We start from the raw sequence: 12,931 nt of genomic DNA on the forward strand, positions 1-12,931 counted from the left end.
TCCTATGAATTCTTAGGAGTTCCTATGAGTTCCTATAAGCTCTTATAAGCCCTCCTCCCATAAGCCGCCACCACCACAAAACAAACCAGCGGCAACACAAACGACAAATTCACCGCCGGCATCCCCCAAACAGTGCCCTGATCGATGATCATCGCCTGCAAAGGAGGCAAGATCGAACCGCCCAGGATCGCCATAATCAATCCGGCGGCACCGAACTTCGCATCGTCGCCCAAGCCTTTCAAGGCAATACCGTAGATGGTCGGGAACATCAGCGACATACAAGCCGACACCGCCACCAGACAATACAAGCCGTAAATGTTCTGCAAGCCGATCACTCCCACCGTAAAACCAGCGCCGGCAAGCGCCAGGATCATCAGTAACCGCCCGGGATTGAGGTAGCGCAACAGGAAAGTACAGATAAACCGACTGGCGCAGAAGATAATCATCGCTACAATATTATATTTCTGCGACAACACCTCGGCTTCCATCTCCGCCATGCCTTCGGCCATAAAGATACGCGTGCCGTACTGGATAATAAACGTCCAGCACATGATCTGTACCCCAACATAGAAGAACTGCGCAATCACTCCCTCGCGGTAACGGGGCAGAGAGAAGATGCGTTTCAGCGTCGGAACAAAATCAATGCGATGGGACTGATCCTGATTCTTAGGCATCCGTGTGAAGAAAATCAACAGGAACATCACGACAATAAATAAGCCGATTGCCAGATAAGGCGTGATCAAAACCGAAAGATCGGCCGCTTTGACCGCTTCGAACTCCGCATCACTCAAGACCGCCCTCTCGGTTGTGTCCAACGGATTGAGCCGCGCCTGGATAAAATTCATGGCGACGTACATACCCAAGAGCGAACCCATCGGATTGAACGATTGAGCCATATTCAACCGCCGCGTAGCCGTTTCTTCCGATCCCATGGAAAGGATATACGGATTGGCACTGGTCTCCAGAAAGGAAAGTCCGCAGGTAAGCACGAAATAAGCAATCAAAAACGGATAATATTCGCCCGTCATCTTGGCGGGGAAAAACAGGAACGCACCGATAATATAAAGAGCTAAGCCCATCAGGATCCCTGCCTTGTAAGAATATTTGCGGATGAACATAGCCGCCGGAAAGGCCATGGCGAAGTACCCTCCGTAGAAGGCGACCTGCACCAAAGCGCCGTCGGTCACACTCATCCGGAAGATCTTCGAGAACGCTTTGACCATCGGGTTTGTAATATCATTGGCAAACCCCCAGAGCGCAAAGCAGGAGGTGATCAGAATAAAAGGAAGCAGATAACTCGTGCCATCCTTTGCGGTCAACAAAGAAGATTGTTTTGTGTTTTTCATACGCTCTCCTTCTTACTTCTTGTACAACGCTCCATAGGTTTGACAAGCGCGGTAGTCGGCGCCTTCCTGATCCATGCCGAACGCGTTCCAGGCGGCGGGACGGAAGATCAGCTCTTCTTCTACATTGTGCATGCAAACGGGAATACGAAGCATCGAAGCCAGCGTGATCAGGTCGGCACCGATATGGCCGTAGCTGATCGAGCCGTGATTGGCGCCCCAATGGTTCATCACCGAATAGACATCGCGGAAGTTCCCTTCGCCCGTCAGACGGGGCGCAAACCAGGTGGTAGGCCAGCCTTTATCCGTGCGGTCATCGAGGATCTTGTGTGCGTCGGGATCCAGCTCGACCGTCCATCCTTCGGCCAGTTGCAAGACAGGACCCAAGCCTTTGACCAGGTTCAGGCGCACCATCGTGCAAGGCATTCCCTGGCGCGTGAGGAACTTGGAAGAGAAACCGCCCCCACGGAAATATTCGCGGTTAGCCGGCACCCAGGTGGTCGCATCCAGGCAGTCTTTCGCTTCTTTCTCCGTGATCTGCCAGAAAGGCTTCATGGCGGGAAGGCCATCGGCGTCGGTCTGACGGGCCGAACCGTCCAAAGAGGCGGCACCGGAGTTGATCAGATGGATAATGCCGTTTGCCGCCCGTCCTTCGAGCTTCTTTCCGGTCACTCTTTCCACGGCAGACGGACTCCAGTAGGTACGCACGTCGGCGAAGATCTGTGCTGTATGGGTCAACAGGTAACTTAATAGCATAGCCGTGCCGTTAAGGGCGTCGTTCTCGGTGGCCACGACAAAAGGCTGGCGCACACCCGTCCAGTCGAACGAAGAATTCATGATCGCCTCGGTAAAGTCGCCATTGGGATAGAAGTCGGTCCACTGGCGTTGTCCCTGGAATCCGGCGGCAATCGCGTTATGTCCCAAGGCTTCTTCGCCGAAACCTAACGTTTTGAGTTTGGGGTTACCGATCATCAGGTCGCGCACGATCAAAGTCATTTTCACGATGAATGCCCAGTCTTTATCTTTTTCTTCCCGCGACTTCTTCAGATCCTCCCGGTTGCAGATATCTTCGTGTTCGCGGCAGTTGGCCTTCGCCCATGCCAAGGCTTTCTCATATTCTTCGGGATCATATATGCCTTGCTCCATGCGGCGGATGATTTCTACCTCATCGATGCCTTCACAGCGCATACCCAGGTAATCTTCGAAGAAGTCCGTATTGACAATCGAACCGGCAATGCCCATACAGACGGCACCGATCGAGAGATACGACTTGCCGCGCATGATAGCTACGGCCATAGCCGCACGGGCAAAGCGAAGCAGCTTCTCGCGCACGTCATCCGGGATCACCGTATCGCCGATATCCTGCACATCATGCCCGTAGATACCGAAAGCGGGCAGACCTTTCTGCGCATGCGCCGCCAGGACAGCCGCCAGGTAGACCGCTCCCGGGCGTTCCGTGCCGTTGAAACCCCATACCGCCTTGACCGTATGTTGCTCCATATCCATCGTCTCACTGCCGTAGCACCAACAGGGTGTCACGGTAACTGTCACACCGACATTCTCCCGCCGGAACTTCTCCGCACAGGCCGCACTCTCGGCTACACGGCCGATCGTCGTATCGGCTATGATACATTGAACCGGCGTTCCATCCGGATATCTCAACGTGGAGGTCAACAACTCCATAACGCCTTTTGCCATATTCATGGTCTGATCTTCGAGGGATTCGCGGACGCCGCGCATACGTCCGTCGATCGTCGGGCGAATACCGATCTTTGGCCAGTCGCCCTTCAGTCTTTGTGTGTTCATGATGTATCGAATTAAGTAGTTGAAATGTCTAAAACACAAATATAAGATTAAATGTGGAGAATGGAATATTCTCCCTATATTTGTATAATCAAAGTGCAACATATGAAATTACTCTTTTTCGACTTAGAAACGACAGGTATTAAATATTGGCGTAACGGGATCCATCAGATTAGCGGTGAAGTAGTTATCGATGGAGAAACAAAGGAGTTCTTTAACTACAAAGTGCAGCCCAACCCAAGCTGTGAGATTGAAGAGGAAGCACTGAGGGTCTGTAACGTTACCCGCAAGCAGATCATGGCTTACCCTTCCATGCAGCAGGTCTATACCGACTTTATTCAAATGCTTTCCAAATATGTGGATAAATACGACCGGAAAGATAAATTCTTTCTGGTGGGCTACAACAATGCGTCTTTTGATAATTACTTCCTCAAAGCCTTCTTTGTGCAAAATGGCGATCAGTTCTTCTATTCCTGGTTCTGGATCAATTCGATCGACGTGATGGTACTGGCATCCCAACACCTGATGGAAGAACGCCACACGATGAAAGACTTTAAGCTGGAAACGGTGGCCCGGCATCTGGGCATTGAATTGGATAGTGACAAGCTGCATGATGCGGCTTACGACATCTGGCTGACCAAAGAAGTCTATACTAAACTGGCAAGATAGTGAATAGGCGAAGACTATACCATATCATCGTACTGTTGGCCGGACTCTTACTCTGCCTCCCGCTCTACGGACAGGAAAAAGACCGCCCGAAGAACGGAGAAGGGATTTATAGATTTTTACGCCGACACAACCGGGAAGCCTACTACAAAGAGTTTATGGAGCTCAACAAAGGTAAGTTCGATAAGAACAATAACCTTTTGTTACATCACGACTACCTGATCCCACCGCTGAAAGAAACGGCAGACTCGGTCGGCACTGCCAAGCCCGTTGCCCCAAAAGAAGAAACAACCGCTCCGGCAATTACGCCTTCCACCACCCAAACAGGGAAGAAAGGACATGAACCCCTGTTCGGATCCGAACTGGCGGAGTACGAGATTGTCTCTTCCGATCTGAAAGGGGCCACGTTTTATATCGTCTCCGGCCATGGCGGTCCCGATCCCGGCGCGATCGGGAAAATGGGAAGTCACGTCCTGCACGAAGATGAATATGCTTATGATATCGCGTTGCGCCTGGCACGCAACCTGATGATGCAAGGTGCCAAAGTACATATCCTGATCCAGGATGTCAAAGACGGTATACGCAACGACCGGATCCTACCGGTCAGCGACCGGGAAACCTGTATGGGCGAGACGATCCCCCTCAAGCAATTCGCCCGATTGAGCCAGCGTTGCGATAAGATCAACGCGTTACACAAGCAAGAAAAGCCCGCTTACAGCCGCGCCGTATTCCTGCATATCGACAGTCGCAGCATCCACAAACGCATCGATGTCTTCTTCTACCACTCCCGCACGGAGGCCAGCAAGCAGTTGGCACAAACCATGCGCAAGACCTTCGTTGAGAAATACCGCAAGCACCAACCCGCACGCGGCTTTACCGGAACGGTTGAAGAACGTAGCCTTTATGTGATCAACCAGACCATACCCGTCACCCTGTTCGTCGAACTGGGAAACCTGCAAAACAGCTACGACCAGCAACGCTTCGTACTCGACAACAACCGCCAGGCCCTGGCCAACTGGATGTGCGAAGGGCTGATTATGGATTATAAAAACAACAAACAGTAAGCCCCGATTTCTCCCTTTTTGTTTATCTGACAATTTTGTTTTACTTTTACATTATTAATATTGGAACATCATGATACCTTTAATTGCAAACAATCTTGAAGAGATCATCCGTATAGCAAAAACACATCATGTGAAGGGCCTCTGGCTTTTCGGTTCTGCTGCCGGACAAGGGATCGATGGTAATACGTTTGGCCCTGATAGTGATGTGGATTTCCTGGTGGAGTTTGATCCGGAGATTTATGATATCGAACGTTATAACAGCTTCGATATCTATATGGATTTGTGTGATGCGCTTAAAGAGCTGCTTGGACGTAATGTTGATTTGGTCAGTACACGTGCTCGCAACAGTGAACGGTTTAAACGTAACGTGGAGCAACAAAAACTATTTATCTATGCAGCTTAGAGTCATAGAGAACCTTGAACGCATAGCCGAGTCAATAGATCACATCGATCAGTTTCTCGGCAAACAGCGCAATTTCTATACTTATCAACGCAATCTAATGATGCGTAGGGCTATTGCCAAAGAACTTGATATTATTGGGATTGCCATAAAAAAGATCCTCGATATCAATCCCGATATACCGATCACGGACGCACGGAGGATTGTGGATGCGCGAAATTACCTTACGCATGAGTATCATCGTGTAGACGAAGAACAAGTGTGGGCTATGATTGTGAAAAACCTTCCGGTATTGAAGATTGAAGTAACCCGGATACTGGAAAACGCCGATTAGTAAAAGACTAATGAATAAAAACACCTCCTTTATCTCCCCCTTTGCTCGTCCGATTTATGTGATGCTGAAGCCGGTGGGGTCGGTGTGCAATCTGGCTTGCGAGTACTGTTATTACCTGGAGAAGGGAAAATTGTATCCGGAAGTGAAGAATCATATCCTGTCGGAGCCTTTATTGGAGAAGTTTATCCGGGAATACCTGGAATGCCAGACGATGCCGCAGGTGTTGTTCACCTGGCATGGCGGGGAAACGCTGATGCGGCCGATCAGCTTCTATAAGAAAGCGCTCGAATTGCAAAAGAAATACGGACGCGGCCGGCAGATCGATAACTGTATCCAGACCAACGGTACGTTACTGACCGATGAATGGTGCCGCTTCTTTAAGGAGAATAACTTCCTGGTGGGCGTCTCGATCGACGGTCCGCAGGAGTTTCACGATGAGTACCGCCGGAACCGGCAAGGGCTCCCCTCCTTTTACAAGGTGATGAAAGGCATCGAACTGTTGAAGAAACACCAGGTGGAATACAATGCCATGGCGGTGGTTAACGATTACAATGTGGACTACCCCTTGGAATTCTATCAGTTCTTCAAAGAGATCGACTGCCGTTATATCCAGTTTGCGCCGATCGTGGAACGCCTGGTGCTGCATACAGACGGCACGCAACTGACCTCTCCCGACCAGCAGGACGAACGGATCCGCCTGGCACCTTTCTCTGTCGACGCGGGGAAATGGGGCGACTTCCTTTGCACGCTCTTCGATGAGTGGATCAAAGAAGATGTAGGCACCTATTATATCCAATTATTCGATGCCACCCTGGCGAACTGGGTCGGCCAGCAGCCGGGTGTATGTACGCTGGCTAAGGAATGTGGTCATGCCGGCGTGATGGAATTCAATGGTGATCTCTATGCCTGCGATCACTTTGTCTTCCCCGAGTACAAATTGGGAAACATCTATACGCAGAGCCTGACGGAGATGATGTATAGCGGCCGCCAGATGCAGTTCGGTGCCGACAAATCCGCCAAGCTGCCCACGCAATGCAAGCAATGTGAGTTCCTTTTTGCCTGCAACGGCGAATGTCCGAAGAACCGGTTCCTGCACACGACCGATGGCGAGCCGGGCTTGAATTACTTATGTCGGGGTTACAAACAATTCTTCGCCCATGTAGCCCCCTATATGGACTTTATGAAGAAAGAATTGCTGGCGCAACGGCCACCGGCGAACGTGATGCGCTTTGCAAAGCAAATCACATCACGTTAATTGACAATTGACAGTTGACAATTGACAATTAATAGTAGAAGAAGGGAAACCACAAAAAACAAATGAGACAAAAGAGAATAGAATTATGTTTACTAACTAACAACATTTAATTGTCAATTGTCAATTGTCAATTGTCAATTTGAATGAAGTGAAGTGAAGCGAAGCGAAATGAAAAGAAGAGATTTTATTACAACAGGAAGTATGGCCATAGTAGGTTCTTTGATTGCTCCTTCCCTCTTGGGAAAACCGCTGATCCCCACTGGAGCGGATCTGGCTGTAACGATTCCGTTTGCTCTTGAACACTTTGGAGTGAATGAAAGTGATTTAAAGAAAGTGATCGCTGCCGCCCTGGAGAAAGGGGGCGACTATGCCGATCTGTATTTCGAACATTCCTTCCGGAATAGTATCGGACTGCAAGACGGAGCGGTGAATAACGCGGCTTCCAATATCGATTTCGGTATGGGGGTGCGGGTATTATCGGGCGACCAGACCGGATACGCCTATGTAGAAAACGTCACCTTGGAAGAGATGATGAAAGCGGCGCGTGCGGCTGCACAGATCGCCACGAATCCTTCCGCCTCGCGCCACAAGGTGCCCAACCTGACGGAGAAAGCCATCCGCCAAAACTACTACACGGTGCAAACGCCATGGGATGAGATCGCAATCCAGCAGAAGATGCCGTATCTGCAGAAACTCAACGACCGGGTATTCGCGCTCGACAAGCGGGTGATCAAGGTAATGGCCTCGATGAGCGACACCACCTCGCATATCTTTTTCTGCAACTCGGAAGGCACGATGTATTACGACTACCGCCCGATGATCACCCTGAGCGCCACCTGTATCATGCAGGACGGCACGAAGATCGAGAACTCACGCGCTGCCCGGGCCTACCGAATGGGTGCGGAATTCCTGACCGACGAAGTGATCGATACGGTGGCACAGGAAGCGGTAAAGAAAACGGCAATCCTTTTCCAGGCGATCAAACCCAAAGGCGGTGAGATGCCGGTGGTGATGGGCGCCGGAGGTTCGGGTATCCTGTTGCACGAAGCGATCGGCCATGCTTTCGAGGCTGATTTCAATCGTAAGAATACGTCAATCTTCTCCGATCTGTTGAATAAGAAGATCTGCAACGAACATATCAACGTGGTCGACGACGGTACGATCCCCTTCAACCGCGGCTCGGTCAATATCGACGACGAAGGTGTGGAAGGACAAAAGACTTATATCGTCAAAGAAGGCATACTCACCAGCTATCTGCACGACCGCATCAGCGCACAGCATTACGGGATTGCCTCGACCGGCAACGGACGCCGCGAGTCGTTCCGCTGCATGCCGATTCCCCGGATGCGGGCGACCTATATGGAAGCGGGCAATGTGTCGGAAGAAGAGATGATCTCGACCGTGAAGAAAGGCATCTACGCCGCCAACTTCACCAACGGACAGGTACAGATCGGTGCGGGCGACTTCACCTTCTTTGTCAAAGACGGTTACCTGATCGAAGACGGTAAGCTCACCCAGCCCATCAAAGACATCAATATCATCGGTAACGGCCCGAAAGCGCTGGCCGATATGACGATGGTGGGCAATAATTACGCGATGGATAACGGCACCTGGACCTGCGGCAAAGACGGACAATCCTGTCCCGTCACCTGCGGTATGCCATCTGCTTTAGTCAGTAAATTAACAGTAGGAGGAGAAAGCTAATATGATCACAAACGAAAATAAAAAGCTGGCGCAATGGGCCATGGAGTATGCCCTGAAGAACGGATGCCAGGCTTCACGTATCAACCTGTATTACGGATCGAACGCCTCTTTCGAGGTACGCGACATGAAGATCGACCGCCTCGAACAGGCCTCGGAGAACAGTATGAGTATCCAGTTGTTCGTCGACGGACGCTACGGCACTTACTCCACAAACCGGCTGGTTCGCCAGGAATTGGAACGTTTCATCAAAGAGGGTATCGATGCCACCCGCTACCTGGCGGAAGACAAAGCCCGGACCCTGCCCGAGGCTTCCCGTTATTACCGGGGGGGCCAACCGGATCTCGAAATGAACGATCCCCGCTACCCGGAGATTCAACCCGACGAGAAAGTTGCTCTGGCGATGCAGACCTGCGATGAGATCATGGGCAAAGACAAGCGCATCATCTCGTCCAGTTCGTCATACAGCGACGGGCAAGACGCGCGTTATATGATTGCAAGCAATGGATTTGAAGGGGAAAGCCAGACCTCGTACTACAGCGTAACGGGCAGTGTCAGTATCCGCGGCGAAGGAGAAGCACGTCCCGAATCCTACTGGTACGACTCCTCTTTGTATTATGATACCTTGATCAAAAAAGGCATCGGCACGAAAGCCCTCGAGCGTGTGATGCAGAAAATGGGCCAGCGCAAGGTAGCCTCCGGATCCTATCCCATGGTGGTCGACAACCTGAATATCTCCCGCCTGCTCTCGCCTATCCTGAATGCGCTCTATGGCTCTTCCATTCAGCAGAAGAACTCTTTCCTGTTGGATAAAATCGGCGAGAAAGTGTTTGGCGAGAACTTCACCTTGACCGACGAACCGCATCTGATCAAATCGCCCGGCGCCCGTTACTTCGACGGCGAAGGCGTAGCGACGCAACGCAGGCCGATCTTTGAAAACGGGATCCTGAAGACCTATTATATCGATACCTACAACGCGAATAAGATGAACGTGCAACCCACCATCTCCTCCCCTTCCATCCTGACCATGCCGCTGGGCAAGAAAGATACGAACGGGCTGGTGGCGATGGTCGACCGGGGCATCCTGGTGACCGGCTTCAATGGCGGGAACAGCAACAGCACGACGGGCGACTTCTCGTTCGGTGTCGAAGGTTTCCTGATCGAAAACGGAAAGCTCACGCAGCCGGTTTCCGAGATGAATATCACCGGAAACCTGTTGACGCTCTGCAACCATATCCTTGAGATCGGCAACGATCCCCGCCTCTCTTCCAGTTGGCGCATCCCGTCGATGTTGTTCGACGGCGTGGACTTTAGTGGGTTGTAGGCCTTTGATGTTAATCGATAGCCTTGATGCGGAAGCCGGCATCTTCGACGGCGGAGATCACCTCCGACGCGGGGATGTCGGCTTTGACTGTCAATACCTTATCGTCCGAATCCAGATCCAGCGACCAGTCGCTGCCGGAGATTACCTGATTCAGTTTATGGGCGATCGCTGCTTCGCAGGCGCCGCACTTTGCGTTTGTCTTAAATTTCATCATCATTCTTTTTTCTTTGATTACCCGGCAAAGGTACGACTATTTTTATTCAGAGTTTTCGTATGTTTGCTTCCAATATTAAAATGAGAGATTATGATACACGATTCACGAAAGAACATGCAGGCCATCGCCAGCCTGCATCCGTTGTTCGCCCAGGCGATTGCCTTTGTCGAAAAGACTGATTTTACCACGTTGGAAGACGGGAGATACGAGATTGAAGGAGACCGGCTGTATGTCGCGATCAGTACGATCACCGGTAAAAAACAGGAAGAGGCAGTATTGGAAACCCACAACCGGTATATCGATATCCAGTTCCCCCTTTCCGGCGTGGAAACGATCGGCTGGAAAGCCGGCAGCGACCTGCAAACGGTCACCCAGCCTTACGCCGCCGACAAAGACATCACCTTCTTCGGTGACCAACCCACCACCTACACCGCGATCCACCCGGGTGAGTTCGCCGTCTACTTCCCTGAAGACGGACACGCTCCCGGCATCGGACAAGGCACAATCCGCAAAGTCGTGATTAAGGTAATTACGAATTAAAAATTACGAATTACGAATTAAAGGAATACCAACCGGCATTCGTAATTTTTAATTCGTAATTCGTAATTGCTTTTAGTATGCCCGTGCAAACAACACCCGTTGCTTCGAGGGTTGGCCGGTGACCATGCACTGGCCGGGTGTTTTGTCGCCTTCCAAGGGGATACAGCGGATGGTCGCTTTGGTCTCCGCTTTGACGCGCTCTTCGGTCTCCGCCGTGCCGTCCCAATGCGCCAGGATAAAGACGCCGTCTTCGATCTTTTCCTTGAATTCTTCGTAGGTATCGACCGTGATCGTATGGCTTTCCCGGTAGTCGTAAGCTTTCTGGAAGATGTTCTTCTGGATATCGTCCAACAGGTTTTTCACGTATGTTTCGATACCGTCGCAAGAGATTGTTTCTTTCTCCAATTTGTCGCGACGCATCACTTCGATCGTATTGTTCTCCAGGTCGCGGCCACCCATCGCCAGGCGCACCGGTACCCCTTTGAGTTCGTATTCGGCGAATTTCCATCCCGGCTTTTTGTTGTCGGCATCGTCGAACTTCACCGAAACACCCATCGCTTTGAGGTTGGACACAATGCCTGCCACCTTCTCGCGGATCTGGTTCAACTGCTCTTCGCTGCGGTAGATCGGAACGATCACCACCTGTATGGGTGCCAACAGCGGAGGCAACACCAAACCGTTATCGTCGGAATGTGCCATGATCAGTGCGCCCACCAAGCGGGTCGATACCCCCCAGGAAGTCGCCCAGGCATATTCCTGCTTGCCTTCTTTATCGATAAACGTGACGTCGAAAGCCCGTCCGAAGTTCTGCCCCAGAAAGTGAGACGTTCCCGCCTGCAAGGCTTTGCCATCCTGCATCATCGCTTCGATGGTATAGGTATCTTCAGCACCGGCAAAGCGTTCGCTTTCCGATTTCAAGCCTTTGACGACCGGCATGGCCATATACTGCTCGGCGAAGGTCGCATAGACATTCTGCATCTGGCGTGTCTCGATCTCCGCTTCTTCCCGGGTAGCATGGGCGGTATGCCCTTCCTGCCAGAGGAACTCGGCGGTACGCAGGAACAAGCGCGTGCGCATCTCCCAACGCATCACATTGGCCCATTGGTTGACCAGGATCGGCAGGTCGCGGTACGACTGGATCCAGTTGCGGTAGGTATTCCATATAATCGTTTCCGAGGTCGGACGGATAATCAGTTCCTCTTCCAGTTTAGCCGCCGGGTCGACCACTACGCCTTTGCCTTCGGGATCGTTCTTCAACCGGTAATGGGTCACTACGGCGCATTCTTTGGCAAACCCTTCGACATGTTGTGCTTCTTTACTCAGAAAAGACTTGGGGATCAAGAGCGGGAAATAGGCATTCACGTGCCCTGTTTCTTTGAACATATCGTCCAACACCCGTTGCATCCTCTCCCAGATCGCGTATCCGTAAGGTTTGATCACCATACATCCGCGCACAGCCGAGTTCTCCGCCAGTTCCGCTTTGATCACCAGATCCTGATACCATTGCGAATAGTTCTCACTCCGCTTAGTCAATTCTTTCAGCTCTTTTGCCATTGTTTTCTTACTTTATATATAATTACTTCTATTCTTTTCACTCCTATCTTGATGTGGGACTGGCCCAAAAGTCTTTCATTTGCACACCGATTACTTTGGGGTCAGCCTCAGCTTTGGAAACCGCCACAAAGGTATAAAATAATTCTTTTAGTCTGTGTGCCTTACGACGGCTTCGCTTGGATCTTTTCATTCCCCGCGCAGCAGGGCAGATCCGACCGTGATCTCCCTGCGGCAGTACACCGGTAACCTTCCCCAAGACTACCGTTTTTTTCGGGTCATTCACCCAGGGAAAAAAGAGTGCTGATAGATGTCGACACTTGTGCCGATAATTGTCGACACTTGTGCTGATAATTATCGGCACTTGTGCTGATAACTATCGGCACTTGTGCTGATAACTATCGGCACTTTTAGAGTCTGGCAATTTGAAAGAAATAATCCGGCTAATTGGGGATCATTCCAGAAACTTGTGGCGTTGAAATTCGTCTGCGTCATCTGCGAATTTTATTATCATCGAGAAGGAAGTTCTCCACAATATTTGCTTTACGCTTCGCTAAGCGACCTTCGGTTCGGGGTGATCCGTGATCCTGACTGATCTAAAGTGGAGGCAAAGTGGTTTTAAAACAAAAAAGCCGCTATTTAAGCGACTTTCGTTGTGATTCGGTTGGGATTCGAACCCAAGACCCACAGCTTAGAAGGCTGTTGCTCTATCCAACTGAGCTACCGAACCGGCCTT

The 12,931-nt window shown here is 51.0% G+C and carries 12 protein-coding genes and 1 tRNA gene; 8 read left to right on the forward strand and 5 right to left on the reverse strand.

Annotated elements, in window-relative coordinates; all coding sequences use genetic code 11:
* Positions 1 to 32: 32 nt before the first annotated feature.
* Both fucP and M2133_RS04850 read right to left on the reverse strand, forming a co-directional pair.
* Positions 33 to 1,346 carry an L-fucose:H+ symporter permease gene (gene fucP, locus M2133_RS04845; protein WP_277464865.1) on the reverse strand — a complete coding sequence of 438 codons (1,314 nt, stop codon included), beginning with the start codon at positions 1,344 to 1,346 and terminating at the stop codon, positions 33 to 35.
* A 12-nt stretch (positions 1,347 to 1,358) separates the two neighbouring features.
* The gene (locus M2133_RS04850; protein WP_277464866.1) at positions 1,359 to 3,149 is read right to left on the reverse strand and encodes an L-fucose isomerase; all 1,791 of its coding nucleotides are present in this window, start codon (positions 3,147 to 3,149) and stop codon (positions 1,359 to 1,361) included.
* A 102-nt stretch (positions 3,150 to 3,251) separates the two neighbouring features.
* On the opposite strand from M2133_RS04850, the gene M2133_RS04855 reads away from it, so the two are divergent.
* From M2133_RS04855 to M2133_RS04885, 7 genes are all read left to right on the forward strand, one after another.
* Positions 3,252 to 3,815 carry a 3'-5' exonuclease gene (locus M2133_RS04855; protein WP_277464867.1) on the forward strand — a complete coding sequence of 188 codons (564 nt, stop codon included), beginning with the start codon at positions 3,252 to 3,254 and terminating at the stop codon, positions 3,813 to 3,815.
* Between the two features lie 23 nt (positions 3,816 to 3,838).
* Complete coding sequence (locus M2133_RS04860) at positions 3,839 to 4,876, forward strand: N-acetylmuramoyl-L-alanine amidase (protein WP_277465102.1); 1,038 nt, start codon at positions 3,839 to 3,841, stop codon at positions 4,874 to 4,876.
* 70 nt (positions 4,877 to 4,946) lie between these two features.
* Positions 4,947 to 5,279, forward strand: a complete 333-nt coding sequence (locus M2133_RS04865) for a nucleotidyltransferase domain-containing protein (protein WP_277464868.1) — start codon at positions 4,947 to 4,949, stop codon at positions 5,277 to 5,279.
* Positions 5,269 to 5,610: a HepT-like ribonuclease domain-containing protein gene (locus tag M2133_RS04870; RefSeq protein WP_277464869.1), complete on the forward strand. Its 342-nt coding sequence runs from the start codon at positions 5,269 to 5,271 to the stop codon at positions 5,608 to 5,610. Before M2133_RS04865 ends, M2133_RS04870 begins: the two co-directional genes overlap by 11 nt.
* 10 nt (positions 5,611 to 5,620) lie before the next feature.
* A complete protein-coding gene (locus tag M2133_RS04875; RefSeq protein ID WP_277464870.1) occupies positions 5,621 to 6,865 on the forward strand; it encodes an anaerobic sulfatase-maturation protein in 1,245 nt (414 codons plus the stop codon).
* Between the two features lie 168 nt (positions 6,866 to 7,033).
* A complete protein-coding gene (locus M2133_RS04880) occupies positions 7,034 to 8,569 on the forward strand; it encodes a metallopeptidase TldD-related protein (RefSeq protein WP_277464871.1) in 1,536 nt (511 codons plus the stop codon).
* A gap of 1 nt (position 8,570) precedes the next feature.
* Positions 8,571 to 9,890: a TldD/PmbA family protein gene (locus M2133_RS04885; protein ID WP_277464872.1), complete on the forward strand. Its 1,320-nt coding sequence runs from the start codon at positions 8,571 to 8,573 to the stop codon at positions 9,888 to 9,890.
* A 10-nt stretch (positions 9,891 to 9,900) separates the two neighbouring features.
* Here the strand turns inward: M2133_RS04885 and M2133_RS04890 are convergent, their stop codons facing one another.
* On the reverse strand, positions 9,901 to 10,107 hold the full coding sequence (locus M2133_RS04890) for a heavy metal transport/detoxification protein (protein ID WP_277464873.1): 207 nt from the start codon (positions 10,105 to 10,107) through the stop codon (positions 9,901 to 9,903).
* A gap of 87 nt (positions 10,108 to 10,194) precedes the next feature.
* On the opposite strand from M2133_RS04890, the gene M2133_RS04895 reads away from it, so the two are divergent.
* Positions 10,195 to 10,644, forward strand: coding sequence for a YhcH/YjgK/YiaL family protein (locus M2133_RS04895; protein ID WP_277464874.1), 450 nt, complete (start codon positions 10,195 to 10,197; stop codon positions 10,642 to 10,644).
* Between the two features lie 72 nt (positions 10,645 to 10,716).
* Here the strand turns inward: M2133_RS04895 and proS are convergent, their stop codons facing one another.
* Both proS and M2133_RS04905 read right to left on the reverse strand, forming a co-directional pair.
* On the reverse strand, positions 10,717 to 12,198 hold the full coding sequence (gene proS / locus M2133_RS04900) for a proline--tRNA ligase (RefSeq protein WP_277464875.1): 1,482 nt from the start codon (positions 12,196 to 12,198) through the stop codon (positions 10,717 to 10,719).
* Positions 12,199 to 12,851: 653 nt separating this feature from the next.
* Positions 12,852 to 12,925, reverse strand: a tRNA-Arg gene (locus tag M2133_RS04905).
* Positions 12,926 to 12,931: the final 6 nt, after the last annotated feature.

The organism is Parabacteroides sp. PF5-6 (genome assembly GCF_029504695.1).
In the GTDB taxonomy this organism is placed as follows: domain Bacteria; phylum Bacteroidota; class Bacteroidia; order Bacteroidales; family Tannerellaceae; genus QVMG01.

Excerpts from the sequence above, each read along its gene's own strand:
- fucP (WP_277464865.1), bottom strand. The coding sequence starts at position 1,346 with ATGAAAAACACAAAACAATCTTCTTTGTTGACCGCAAAGGATGGCACG.
- M2133_RS04850 (WP_277464866.1), bottom strand. The coding sequence starts at position 3,149 with ATGAACACACAAAGACTGAAGGGCGACTGGCCAAAGATCGGTATTCGC.
- M2133_RS04855 (WP_277464867.1), top strand. The coding sequence starts at position 3,252 with ATGAAATTACTCTTTTTCGACTTAGAAACGACAGGTATTAAATATTGG.
- M2133_RS04865 (WP_277464868.1), top strand. The coding sequence starts at position 4,947 with ATGATACCTTTAATTGCAAACAATCTTGAAGAGATCATCCGTATAGCA.
- M2133_RS04870 (WP_277464869.1), top strand. The coding sequence starts at position 5,269 with ATGCAGCTTAGAGTCATAGAGAACCTTGAACGCATAGCCGAGTCAATA.
- M2133_RS04875 (WP_277464870.1), top strand. The coding sequence starts at position 5,621 with ATGAATAAAAACACCTCCTTTATCTCCCCCTTTGCTCGTCCGATTTAT.
- M2133_RS04880 (WP_277464871.1), top strand. The coding sequence starts at position 7,034 with ATGAAAAGAAGAGATTTTATTACAACAGGAAGTATGGCCATAGTAGGT.
- M2133_RS04885 (WP_277464872.1), top strand. The coding sequence starts at position 8,571 with ATGATCACAAACGAAAATAAAAAGCTGGCGCAATGGGCCATGGAGTAT.
- M2133_RS04890 (WP_277464873.1), bottom strand. The coding sequence starts at position 10,107 with ATGATGATGAAATTTAAGACAAACGCAAAGTGCGGCGCCTGCGAAGCA.
- M2133_RS04895 (WP_277464874.1), top strand. The coding sequence starts at position 10,195 with ATGATACACGATTCACGAAAGAACATGCAGGCCATCGCCAGCCTGCAT.
- proS (WP_277464875.1), bottom strand. The coding sequence starts at position 12,198 with ATGGCAAAAGAGCTGAAAGAATTGACTAAGCGGAGTGAGAACTATTCG.